Source organism: Neobacillus oceani (genome assembly GCF_046237595.1).
Classification (GTDB): Bacteria; Bacillota; Bacilli; order Bacillales; family Cytobacillaceae; genus Bacillus_D; species Bacillus_D oceani.
In genome coordinates this window covers 1,695,192-1,707,551 of record NZ_CP143543.1, presented here as the reverse complement: position 1 = coordinate 1,707,551, position 12,360 = coordinate 1,695,192, and the positions used below count along the sequence as shown (strand labels likewise).

Genomic DNA, 12,360 nt, shown 5'->3' with positions numbered 1-12,360 from the left:
TTGGCTCCACGCTTTCTTCATTGTTATTTACTTTAAAGCTGGCGCAGCTCGGCCATAATTTCTGTTTTTGACTTAGTTTTCTCATCGATTTCTTTAATTACCCTTGCAGGCGTGCCGGCAACAAGTGTATTTGGCGGAACATCTTCAAGGACGACCGCTCCAGCGGCTACGACCGCGCCCCGGCCGACTGTTACCCCTTCTATTACCACCGCGTTCGCGCCAATGACAACTTCATCCTCAATTACGACAGGCTTGGCGGAAGGCGGTTCAATGACCCCCGCTAGGACAGTGCCGGCGCCAATGTGGCATTTTTTCCCGACTGTCGCCCTTCCTCCAAGGACAACGTTCATATCAATCATCGTACCTTCGCCAATTACCGCCCCGATATTGATGACCGCACCCATCATAATAACAGCGTTGTCCCCAATTTCAACCTGATCGCGGATGGTTACACCAGGTTCTATGCGCGCCTTGATATTCTTTGTATCGAGCAATGGAATGGCCGAGTTCCGGCGGTCACTCTCAACAACATAATCATCAATTTTGGCCTGGTTCCTTTCAATGACAGGGTTAATAGTGTCCCATTCGCCGAAAATAACGCCTGTGTTACCTGAAATGAACGTTTTGGTATCTGCTCCAAAATCAATTCCTTCCAAGTCACCTTTTATGTATACCTTTACGGGGGTGGATTTTTTCGCGTTTTGAATAAACGAAATAATTTCATTGGCGTCCATCATTTTCATCGCAACTCCTCCGATATGTATATTCTTGGTAAATACTTTATCAGACTGCCTGAGTGAAAACAAGAAAAAAAGAGTTACTTCCCGTCATTAATATGCTCAAGAATCAACTCCGTAAACGCCCTGACTTGTTTTAGTTCAAACGCGGATTCATATCCCAGCAGCCATGTGTCACGTTTAATTGGCCTATTCCATTCATCAAGCAACGGGAGCTTGAAAATATCCTTATGGGCGCCATGCAAGGTGATTTCCGGAAGGATTGCATAACCAATTCCATTGAAGGCCATTTGTTTGCATGTTTCAATTTGGTCGACAAGAACCGTCCTCTTTGGTGGCAGCTTGAATTGGCGGTGCCACCATTCCTGGATTTCCTGATAATAATTGGAATCGCTCTTGAATTGGATGAAAGGCCGGTCTGTTTCCAAAACCTGCTCTATACTGGAAATTTCCCTGTCCACCAGAAACAGCCTGTCTTCAAATAAATGCACCTTTTTCCCCTTCCATTCAGGTGCACCCCGGATAATGCCAATATGGACTTGATGGTCATATAGCGAACGAAGAATTTCACTGCTCCAGCCGGTTACAAGCGAAATCTTTGCCTGGGGATAACGCTCAATGAACTTTTTGAGCACCTTTGGGAGCCAGTGTTGGCCAACAATTGTCGCGACAGCGATCTTAAGTGTCCCCGCAACGCTGGACTCCATGGAATGAATGGCTTCTCTTACCTTTTCCTCTTCGGCAAGTACTCCATTGGCAAATCTTATGACCTCTTCACCCTGAGGAGTAAGGGCGAGCCCTTTTTGCGACCTTATAAAAAGCTTCGTGCCCCATTCCTTTTCAATTGACTGAAGTCTCTGGCTTAGGGCGGGCTGGGAAACGAACAATCGCTCCGCCGCCTTGCGCATGTTCATTTCCTGTGCGAGAACGGATAAAAGTTGAAACTCGGAAAGTGAGGACATTCTCATTCCCCCATAAGTTTTTCTTATATTATAACTTATTAAACCATCAAAAATAACCCGGGTTTCCCCGGGGGTTCTAAGCAGGTTTCTTTTTTGGCAAAAATAATATCAATGCCATGCTGATAAGCGCGAACAGCAAAACACCTATATAGACCGTATGAAGAGAGAGTGTAAGCCCTTCTTGGAGGAGGGACTTGACGTTCTCAGGGAGCGCGGCCCGCTCTTTTGCATCGAGCAGCACATTGGCGGTTTCAAGCGTAGGATTGCCCTCGGCGCCTGTCCCGTTTTTTTCAAGATAAGCCATAAACCGGCTATTCAGGATGCCCCCAAGCAATGCTGCTCCAATTGTATTTCCGAGATTTCGCATGAACATGTTGGACGCTGTCGCAATGCCGCGCTGCTGCCAGCCCACCGTACCCTGAATCAACAGGATAAAGGCGGTCGATGTAAGCCCCATACCCACACCTGTAAAAAAGGAGCCAACCGCCGCCCACAACGGGCCAGCCCCGGGGGACATTGTCGCAAAAAAAGTCCCCCCAACAATCAGCATCAACCCGCCTGCCATGCATGTGAACCTATATCCCTTAGCAAGTGAAATCCTTCCAGCAAACGTTGACGCAATTGGCCAGCCGATTGACATTGCAGTCAATGCGAACCCGGCAACAATCGGGGATTGTTCCATTACCCCCTGTACAAACGCGGGGAGAAAGCTTGAGATGCCTATCAGCATCACCCCTGTTGTAAGGGAAACGATATTGGCAATAAAAATCGACTTTTCTTTCCAAATTGAAAATGGCATCATCGGTTCCGCTGCCCGCTTCTCATTGATTACAAACAGAGTGATCGCTGCAAAACTGACCATGAAGAAGGCCGCAGAAGGAAAGGATATCCATTTCCAGCGATGGCCTCCTTCCACAAGGATATACATCAAGGAAGAAATGCCTATTGTAATCAGAATAGCACCTATGTAATCAATTTCATGGCTTTTCTTTTCAATTTTCTCATGCAGGAACATCCAAAGGCCGAGCATGGACAAAATCCCTAGAGGGATATTTACCCAGAAAACGTATTGCCAGCTTGCAAATTCAACAAGGAGACCCCCGATTGCCGGGCCAAGGATGGCTGAAATCCCCCATACACTTGATAGGTACCCCTGAATTTTCGCGCGTTCTTCTGTACTGTATATATCCCCAACGATCGTTGTCGCAATCGGCATCACGGCGCCGGCCCCGAAACCCTGGATGAGCCTAAACAAAATCAGCATTTCCATATTTTCTGAAAGGCCGCACAAAATTGAACCAATCATAAAGACGGTGAGGCCGAAAAGAAGGACTGGTTTCCTTCCAAATAAATCAGCCAATTTCCCGTATATGAGAACTGTTACGGAGTTCATCAGCAAATAGGCCGAAAACACCCAGCTATAAAGGGAAAAGCCTCCCAGTTCCCCAACAATTGCCGGCATCGCAGTGGACACGATTGTTGCTTCGATTGCCCCCATGAACATGGCAAGCATTACAGACGCAAGGACGAACGGACGGCGCGTAAGCTTCTTTTCCGCCTGCTTCTCATTAAAGGCCTCTCCCACAAACTGCACCTCTTTCACACAAAAATTCGATTATGAATGAAAACAATAGCCCCCAATAGTGGGAGCCATTTGGCATCATTTACTTTTTGTTCTGTTTTTTTAAATGCTTATTCAACTGGTTCAGCACGGTACTGCGCGGCAGAATCCCTTCAAACAGCCCATCGCTGGATTCAACGCACAAAAACGGATGGTTGATTAACAGTTCGACGCAGCGGTTGATGGACGCGTTCATTTTCACACGCGGCACGGAACGGATCATAATCTCCTCAACTTTTTTTTCTTCGAGCTTTTCAAATTCGATCCTTTCAAGCCCGAGGATGGAGTCCATGATAATGGTTGTACTGATCAGTCCATGAAGCCTGTAGTTCGGGTCAAGGACAGGAATCGCGGTATAACCGCTCTTTGTAAGGACAAGCAAGGCATGCTCCAGGTTATTTCCCACTTGGACATGCGCTACCCTCTCAGAAGGAATCATCATATCCTTGATGCTTATTTCTATAAATTCTCCACTATGAAGACTTATCATTACTGAATGCTCCTCGTTTTTGGTTTACTCCATATATATTCTATCATAGTTCGGGGAGGCACTGGTCACTTTTTAGCCTTCTGAACCGAAAATGAAAAAGGAACCTGTTTTCGAGGTTCCCCGCGGTATTCATTGAATCAATTCAAAAATTTCAATGGTGATCATATCGATATTATCGAACTGGTAACGCTTTGGTTTTTCCTTATCATTGTATACTTCCAGTTCGAAGGTTTCTGTTTTCGGGTGAAACGTAACCTGGCATTTCCGCTCGCCATTAACCTCAAAATAACGTTGTGCCGGCTCACCGCCGCCCGATTGGTCCTGAAGATTTTTTAAGCGGGTAATAATCCCTTGTAGCTGTGACATGCTTTCTCTCCTTTCAAAACACAAACAAGCTATTGCTATTAGATTTCTCTCCCCGCACGTTTCTATCCATACGGATCTTCCCGGAATTTCTTCCGATATTGCCTTGTTTGCCAATAATAACAGCATAAATTAGTTTTGTACACACATACAAGCAAAAACTGATTAAACAGGTAAATTTTTAATTCTCTGAAAGAAAACCGCCCATTCTTAGTGGGCGGCCTTCACGGATTGGCGGTCATTCAGTAAAAGCTGTGTCATTTTCCCCCAATCTTGCCATTGGCCTGGCCTTCACCAATAAAGGCAGCGTATTGAAACAAACCACCTATCGGGTTCACGCCTAGCTGAAACTGGATTGAAGCAGCTTCCACCGCGTTATCTTGTTCCTGGCCTGCGGGAGGCTCCGCGCGGTTGATTTCCTTCGTGGCAACCGGTAATTCCGATTGGGAAATGACCGAGTCCGGAATGTTGTCGTATAAATACCTTGAAACTTTCCAGCCATCTGGTGATCTTACAAGCAAAAGGCCTTCATAATGGCTATCATATCCAACTGGCCCTTCTGTGCTTTCAGGGAAAAACTCAAAAACGTACGCTTCATTTTTCCCAACTACAACTTGTGTATTTTCGGAAAATCCATAATAAGGGATATAGTATTGGCCAAAGTCAGTCCCATATGTAACATATTTTCCATCTTCCTCAACGAGGTTTGCTTCAAGGAAAAGCTCTTTATAGTCATCTGTAAAATATGGGGCAAGGATTGCATCTACTTCTTCCTTTGAGCGAAGTTGTTCACCAAGCGACAGTTGGGCTTCGAATGCATTCTTTAATAATAAGAATGCCTCGTCCCTTCCCATTCGCTCTCCTGCTTCCGCTTGGGTATACAGAGGCAAAAACAGCATAAACGTACAAACCAAAAGCAATGATTTTTTCACGAATATTCCCCCTGTTCGGCCCTCCCATAGGGCATAAGTTTGATGTTGCCATTGTGGCATTCAGGGCAAAACCATTTGTACATCTTATCTATTACCCGTTATCGAAGGTGATTAACCAGGTTTGGCCGTTGCTTTGAAAAAAATTACAAAATTTCTCCTGGCTTGTTTTGGCAACCGGCTTCCTTTATACCAACAAGCTAATAGGGGAAAATAATCATATGCTTATTTTTTTGGGGGGATTTTTATGAATATCCATTTTTTCCTGGCAGGATTATTATTCCTACAGGGTTGCCATGGCGATGCATCCATACCGAAAAGCAACAACCAACCCCGTAGCCAAGCCATTCCCACAAATGAAAGAGAAGTGGAAAAATCCTATGGGGATACTTTGGATGAAAATCATCCAATGGACCAACCGATAGGAGATGTACCGGATAGGGTGTTGCTTGATGTACCACTCATTAAACAAAACCCAGAGCTGAAATACGGCTGTGAGGTGACAAGCCTTGCGATGGTCCTGAATTACGCGGGAGTAACTGTTGATAAAATGGAGCTTTACCGGGCGGTCAAGAAAGAGTATGATCCGCTCACCAGGCCAGGAGGGGATATTAAGCGATGGGGGGATCCTGCCCGCGGATTTGTCGGCGATATGACTGGGAAAGCACCGGGTTATGCTGTTTTTGATAAACCAATTGTTGATTTAATGGACAAGTATTTGCCGGGAAGGGCTGTCAATTTGACTGATAAAGAGTTTAACGAGGTACTCAGGCACATCGCTGCGGGATATCCGGCGGTGATCTGGACGACCGGTGATTTCAGGCTCCCGGACAGATGGGAGTCCTGGCTGCACGGAAAACAGACAATCAGGACTCCATTGGATCTCCACGCCGTCGTTCTTGTCGGGTTTGATTCTGATAAGGTATATGTTAATGATCCCCTTTCCGGCAAAAAGCAGCACGGAGTGGATAAAGAACAGTTCATCAACTCGTGGAAAGCATTAAAGAAACGTGCAGTCAGCTATAATTGAACTAAACAAAAATTCATTTTCTATCGCATTTTGAAGTGGTGATTCTTTTTAAAAAGAAGCCTCTTCCCTGTTTGGCGCCATTCTCATTCAGGAAATGGGCTTTTAGAACGGGAACTGGTTGAGCCATTGTCCGCCGTCCATCGTAATACACTCCCCATTAATATAGGAGGCATTTTCGGAAAAAAGAAAATAAGCCAATTCGGCGATTTCTTCGGGTTTTCCAAGCCTTCCAAGCGGTACGCTCTCAAGTGTTCGCCTGGCTGCTTCCTCTGATTCCCAGAGTTTTTCCGCACCCCCGGTCCTTTCAATTGGCCCCGGGGCGATTGCGTTTACCCTTATGCCATATTTCCTCCCCCACTCGACCGCGAGAGTCCTTGTCATGGAAAGGACGCCAGCCTTTGCAGCGGCCGAATGAATGACTCCCGCCCCTGCATCCCAGGCATAGGTTGCTACCATGTTAATGATTACGCCTTCCACTTTATTTGTGATCCAGTATTTCCCTACCTCGCTGCTGCAATAAAATGTACCATTCAGAACAATGTCGATAACTGACTTCCAGCCATTCGGGGTAAGCTTTTCGGCCGGGCAAATAAAATTTCCGGCGGCGTTATTTACCAAATAATGGATTCCCCCAAATTCCCCAATTGTTTCTTTTACCATCCTAGTGACGTCATTGATATTCCTCACGTCCATTTCTATGGCAAGGATGTTTCCTCCGCTTAAGGCCATTTCCTCTTTGGCCTTTAAAAGCCTCTCGAGCGACCTCCCTGTTATCGCTACATTCGCGCCAGCTTCTGCAAATCTTTTTGCCATATACTTGCCCATTCCGCTCGATCCCCCGGTGACAATTACCGTTTTTCCTTTCATTCTTATACCTCCATACTTCTTTTTCCAAAGCATAGCACAAAAGGTGGGAATGTTCTGAAAAATAGGTTCGTATTTTAGTAGAGGAATCCACTTCTATTCCAAGTTTTAGTTTGATAGTATTAAAGCTGTATGTACGAAAATTTAAAGAGTTTACAAGACAGGCTGGTAGATAAATGATGGCAAAAAAACAAACGCGCAGGACGTTTCTCAAATCGTTGATTGGTGGGACACTTGCGGTGTTTGGGATTGGAGCGGGGGGATATTTCTACGCAAGGGAAATTGAGCCAAACTTGCTTGACGTCCAAACACATATTATCGCCCACTCCCTAATTCCCGGGCAATTCGACGGCACACGTATCGTCCAATTCAGTGATACGCATCTAGGTTTCCAATATCCACTCGAACAACTTAAACGGCTCGCACAAAAAATAAACAGCCTTAAGCCCGATATGATTATCTTTAGCGGCGATCTAATGGATGAACCGAATAAATATGATACAGCGCATGCCATCGTTCCTATACTTAAGGGGCTCCATGCCCCGCTTGGGAAATTTTCAATCTATGGCAACCACGATCATGGCGGATATGGTACAAATCTCTATAAAACCATAATGGATGAATCAGGATTTCAGACCCTCGTGAACGAAAATGTGGCGCTCACTAGGAATGGCCAATCCATTTATCTTGCTGGAATCGACGATGCCATGCTGGGCAAGCCAGACATAAAAGCTTCCGCAAACGGCATTCCCACAGGGGCATATAAGATTCTTTTGTCCCATGCTCCAGACTTGGCTGACGACGCCATCGAACATGGGTTTCACTTCCAGCTAAGCGGCCATAGCCACGGGGGGCAAATTAAGATTCCGTTCTTTGGCGCGCTGGTAAAGCCACCGTTCGCGGAGAAATACCATGAAGGCTTTTATACCATTGCCGGAGAGGTTCCGCTTACTCTTTATGTCAACAGGGGATTAGGAACAACCAGGCTCCCCTTCAGGTTTATGTCCAAACCGGAATTAACCGTTTTCACGTTAAAAATCCCAACTGAGTAACCCTTTTCAAAAGAAAAACCAAACCGGGTTAATACACATAGCAAAAAGGAAGAACCCTTTATCCGATGATAAAGGGTTCTTGATTAGCTGTATTCCCGCAATGCGGGCATGGCAAGTTTTAGGTAAGTGCTCTCCAATTCATGGGGAGAGACTGGTTTTGCAAAATAATATCCCTGCGCCTTATGGCAGCCTTCCATCGCAAGGAATTCAGCCTGGCCGGCCGTTTCCACTCCTTCAGCAATCACCTCGACCCCAAGGCTTTTGCCAAGATGGATGATTGCCGAGGCAATCGCCGCATCCTTTGCTTTTTCACTTATATCCTTCACAAAGGATTGATCAATTTTAAGTACATCGATTGGAAACTTTTTTAAATAACTTAATGACGAGTACCCTGTCCCGAAGTCATCGACCGAGACAGTGACGCCAATGCTTTTGATGATTTTGAGCACAGGTGCCGCTTCTTCAGTGTTTTGCATCGAACTTTCGGTAATTTCTATTTCCAGGCATGACGGGTCGATCAAATGCCGCTCCATCGCGGCTTTCAAGTAAGCTGGAAAATTAGGCTGCTGCAGCTGTTTGGGGGATATATTGATGGCTACCCTGAACCCTTCATACCCAATACGTTTCCATTCCTTGATTTGCCTGCATGCTGTTTCAATCACCCAATTCCCAATTGGGACTATTAAACCGGTATCTTCCGCGAGAGGGATGAATACACCGGGCGAAATCGGACCTAACTCCTTCGAGTTCCAGCGCAGCAGTGCTTCAAAGCTCGTCGCTTCTCCTGTCATTAAATCCACTTGTGGCTGAAAATGAAGGCTCAGTTCCTTTTTCTCTATTGCTTTACGGAGGTGCGTTTCAATCGAAAGGATATTCGTAACCGAAGAACTCATGCCGGTCCTGTAGAACTGGAAATGCGCCCGGCCCCGCTCCTTAACCCGATAGAGGGCTTCATCCGCATTTTTCAAAAGGGTTTCAGCATCTTTTCCATCATTTGGGTACATGCTGATCCCGATACTAGGCGAAATATAATATTCCTGTGAATTAAAGTAGAATGACCGCTTGAACATGGACAGGATTCTCTGAGCAAAAAAAGCGGTAGCCTTCCTCGTCGTCTCAAGCAGAAGGATTATGAACTCATCCCCACCTTGCCGGAATACAAAGCAATGTTCATTTTGGCACTCCAGCAGCCGTGCCCCGGCCTTTTTTAATATTTCATCCCCGACGAGATGCCCAAGGGAATCATTCAGGTATTTAAATCGGTCCAGGTCGATGGAAATCAAGGCGAACTCCCTTTCATGCCTTGATGGAGAAAAAAGCTGTTCATTAAGCTTATCCAGTAGCGCCCTTCTGTTCAGCAGCCCTGTCAATTGGTCATGAAAAGCCATATATTTAATCATTTCCACGTTTTTCGATTGCTCGGAAATGTCACGGATAATGACATAGATACCTTTTATTTCACCAAAAACAATGATGGGAACTGTTTTGATGTGCAACGTTAGCAAATACCCTTTTCTGTGAATGAACCGGCAGTCGAGGGATTCTAGTGATTGGCCGCTTCCTGTGTTTTCAACGAGCCCCTTGAAATTCGCAAAATCCAAATCCGAGACGAGTTCGTATATCGAATTTCCGACAAGCTGTTGTTCGTGAAACCCTGTCAGCTTTGACGCTGCGGGATTCGATTCGAGGATTTGCCCGTCCATGGAAATCGAAAAGATTGCATCCAGGTTATGGTCTACGATCGACCTGTATCTTTGGCCGCTTTCAATGATTTTATTTTTTTCATGGAGGTAAGCCGTAATATCCCTTGTTATCGCGACAATATACTGAATCAGGCCGTCTTGGTCCCTCACGGCTGACAGGATGGTTTCACCGTAAAACACCTTGCCATCTTCCACAAACGAGGCATCGAATACCGACTTAATGCCATTGGATGAAAGAAACCGAGTATATTCTTCCTGGAGTTTTCCGGCAAAATCCGGGGGCAGGGCATCTTGGAAGGTTTTCCCTATCGAATTGTGCGAAATACCAGCCCTATGGAAAGCAGTTTCATTCGCAAACAAATAACGGAAGATTGGCCCCTCTTCCACTTTCATGATAAAGACCATGTCCTTCGTATGGCGAAATACCAGATCAAATAAGATATTCTCTACATTCGCAGCCCCTATTCGGCCTGTAATCCCCATATCCAAAATGTTCTTGTTGAACTCCATACCATCATCCTCAAATTTTTGCAAGTTTGTTTGTTCAAATTACCTGTTCATTCTTCGGACAAAAAATTAGGCTTTTCTACAAAATCCCCTTCTCCTATCATACTATAAGATTTTCCAAACTGGGGAAAATATCGAAAATTTTTCCTTTTTGTAAGAAAAAAATTATTGCTAGAATTTTCTAATTAATATATCATGTTGATATATCATTCTGATAGTTGGAGGGTTTCTATGTCAACAGAACATGCAATTCTGGCCGTATTAAGCTTTAAACCGAGTTCCGGATACGATATAAAAGCTGAATTTGAACATGAAGCCGCGGGTTTATACTGGGGGATGAGCTATGGAAGTATTTATCCGAAGCTAAAAAAGCTGGAAGAAGAAGGCTTGATTATAGCTTTTGAAGGTGGTTCGAAAGGCAGGCGTAAAACGATTTATGAACTGACTCGCTCCGGCTGGGCGGAACTGGAACACTGGCTTCTTAAGGCCCCTGACTACCCTGTCATAAAGGATGAACTGTTTATGAAAATGGCCGTCTGGCATGAAGGTATGCATAATAATGCCTTGATTGCCCATTTGCGGGCACGGCGTGAAAAAACTCTGGAGATCCTCCGGTTTGTGAAAGCTTGGCCGGAAAACAATACCTCCTATGTCAGCGGGATTGGAAAACTAGCCATTCGATATGCAAAGGTCCGGCTTGAAGTGGAGCTCGATTGGATAGATGAAACAATCGCTGTCCTTGAAGAAGGGAGCCTTCCCGAACCCCAGGATCCATTTGGGATGGCTGAAGGCATAACTAAGAGGCGCAGACGGGCTATGGAGGGAGCGGAGATAGATGAAGAATAATATGTTTGGCGTCCTAAGGAACAAGGCTTTCCGGTCCCTTTTCACCGCTCAGCTTTTCTCCGACCTTGGAAACTGGCTGGATTTTATCGCCATACAGGTCATCGTTGCCTACCATTGGAACCATGGTGAAGAAGCCATTGCGGCGGTCATCATCGTCCTCGGGCTTCCATGGGTTGTTATCGGCCCGTTTGCTAGTGTTTTTGTTGAGCGGATGTCCAAAAAGCACGTGATGATTGTGACACTGCTTCTGAGGGCAGTTTTCGTATTAGGGCTCTTTTTTTCTCCTAATCTCTATATCCTTCTTTTATTTTTACTATTAAAAAGTACAGCTGGGGCATTGTATGATCCCGCAAGGCAAGCGATGATACGGGAAACGGTTAGTGAAGAGGAACTTCCGCGGGCGGTGACCCTGAGCCAGCTGTCTTTAAATTCGATGAAAATCATTGGCCCTGCTCTTGGCGCTGGCATCATTTCGTTGTTAGGGGCGAAAAGCCCCTTCCTGTTTGAAATCGCTGGTTTCGTTATCGGAACCGTATTCCTTTTCATGCTGCCCGCATCGGAATCCAGGCATGCAATTAAAGACGAAGACAATGCATCGGTCGGCAAGCCCGCTTTCAAAAAGGAACTCGCCGAGGGGTTTAGGCATATCTTCAAGGTTCCGGTTCTCAGAACCTCGGTTATCCTTACAGCCGCCGCATTGTTCATCATCTTTTTGTATGATGGCCTTTTTATCTTCATTGCAAAGAGTATTGGCTTCACCGGTGAAAGCTTCGGCCTGCTTGTCAGCGCCGTGGGGCTTGGAAGTGTGGCTGGCGCGCTCTTTTTGGGCAACTGGACCCGGTGGAAGTCCCTCCCTGTCCAGTTCATGGCCGGTTCCGCCCTGTTCAGCGGGCTCCTGATTATCTGCATTGGACTTGGAGGGCATAGAGTATTTACACTGGCTGAATGGGGATGGATGATTGGGGCTTTTATGCTTGGAGTCCTTGGTGCTAGCCAATCTATCCCGTATGGATACGTTCTGCAATCCGAAACTCCAAGCCAGTTGATGGCAAGGGTATCTGCTGCCGCAGCCTCCCTTCAGACGTTTTCGATGCTTGTTGCCCCCGCGGCGGGTGCCTTGCTTGCAAAATTAATTAGCGTCCCTAATGTCATGCTTCTCGCCGGCGCGGCAACTACTTTGCTTGGCGTGTGTATCCTCGTTGCCTATTCAGCAAGAAAAAACACTGTAGAAACCAAAGTTGGAGCATCCTAATCCG

At 45.9% G+C, this 12,360-nt stretch carries 12 protein-coding genes; 4 read left to right on the top strand and 8 right to left on the bottom strand.

What is annotated here, in order from left to right; translation table 11 throughout:
• Positions 1-32: 32 nt before the first annotated feature.
• From dapD to V1499_RS08485, 6 genes are all read right to left on the bottom strand, one after another.
• Positions 33-743 (bottom strand): 2,3,4,5-tetrahydropyridine-2,6-dicarboxylate N-acetyltransferase, encoded by a 711-nt coding sequence (gene dapD, locus V1499_RS08510; protein ID WP_316568356.1) that lies wholly within the window; start codon positions 741-743, stop codon positions 33-35.
• A gap of 74 nt (positions 744-817) precedes the next feature.
• Positions 818-1,699: a LysR family transcriptional regulator gene (locus V1499_RS08505; protein WP_409275413.1), complete on the bottom strand. Its 882-nt coding sequence runs from the start codon at positions 1,697-1,699 to the stop codon at positions 818-820.
• 76 nt (positions 1,700-1,775) lie between these two features.
• Entirely contained in the window at positions 1,776-3,284 is a 1,509-nt protein-coding gene (locus V1499_RS08500) for an MDR family MFS transporter (RefSeq protein ID WP_409275411.1), read from the bottom strand.
• 79 nt (positions 3,285-3,363) lie between these two features.
• Complete coding sequence (cbpB, locus tag V1499_RS08495; protein WP_409275410.1) at positions 3,364-3,810, bottom strand: cyclic-di-AMP-binding protein CbpB; 447 nt, start codon at positions 3,808-3,810, stop codon at positions 3,364-3,366.
• A gap of 129 nt (positions 3,811-3,939) precedes the next feature.
• Positions 3,940-4,176 carry a YkuJ family protein gene (locus tag V1499_RS08490; protein WP_409275408.1) on the bottom strand — a complete coding sequence of 79 codons (237 nt, stop codon included), beginning with the start codon at positions 4,174-4,176 and terminating at the stop codon, positions 3,940-3,942.
• A gap of 254 nt (positions 4,177-4,430) precedes the next feature.
• Positions 4,431-5,105 (bottom strand): DUF3993 domain-containing protein, encoded by a 675-nt coding sequence (locus V1499_RS08485; protein WP_409275406.1) that lies wholly within the window; start codon positions 5,103-5,105, stop codon positions 4,431-4,433.
• Between the two features lie 244 nt (positions 5,106-5,349).
• Here V1499_RS08485 and V1499_RS08480 point away from each other — a divergent pair, with 244 nt between their 5' ends.
• The gene (locus V1499_RS08480; protein ID WP_409275404.1) at positions 5,350-6,132 is read left to right on the top strand and encodes a C39 family peptidase; all 783 of its coding nucleotides are present in this window, start codon (positions 5,350-5,352) and stop codon (positions 6,130-6,132) included.
• 102 nt (positions 6,133-6,234) lie between these two features.
• Here the strand turns inward: V1499_RS08480 and fadH are convergent, their stop codons facing one another.
• Positions 6,235-6,999 (bottom strand): 2,4-dienoyl-CoA reductase, encoded by a 765-nt coding sequence (gene fadH, locus V1499_RS08475; protein WP_409275403.1) that lies wholly within the window; start codon positions 6,997-6,999, stop codon positions 6,235-6,237.
• Between the two features lie 176 nt (positions 7,000-7,175).
• Between fadH and V1499_RS08470 the strand changes: the two genes are divergently transcribed.
• Complete coding sequence (locus V1499_RS08470) at positions 7,176-8,048, top strand: metallophosphoesterase (RefSeq protein ID WP_409276261.1); 873 nt, start codon at positions 7,176-7,178, stop codon at positions 8,046-8,048.
• An 83-nt stretch (positions 8,049-8,131) separates the two neighbouring features.
• Here the strand turns inward: V1499_RS08470 and V1499_RS08465 are convergent, their stop codons facing one another.
• Entirely contained in the window at positions 8,132-10,261 is a 2,130-nt protein-coding gene (locus V1499_RS08465) for an EAL domain-containing protein (RefSeq protein ID WP_409275401.1), read from the bottom strand.
• 228 nt (positions 10,262-10,489) lie between these two features.
• Between V1499_RS08465 and V1499_RS08460 the strand changes: the two genes are divergently transcribed.
• Positions 10,490-11,104, top strand: coding sequence for a PadR family transcriptional regulator (locus V1499_RS08460; protein WP_409275400.1), 615 nt, complete (start codon positions 10,490-10,492; stop codon positions 11,102-11,104).
• A complete protein-coding gene (locus tag V1499_RS08455; protein ID WP_409275399.1) occupies positions 11,094-12,356 on the top strand; it encodes an MFS transporter in 1,263 nt (420 codons plus the stop codon). Before V1499_RS08460 ends, V1499_RS08455 begins: the two co-directional genes overlap by 11 nt.
• The last annotated feature ends 4 nt before the right edge of the window (positions 12,357-12,360 follow it).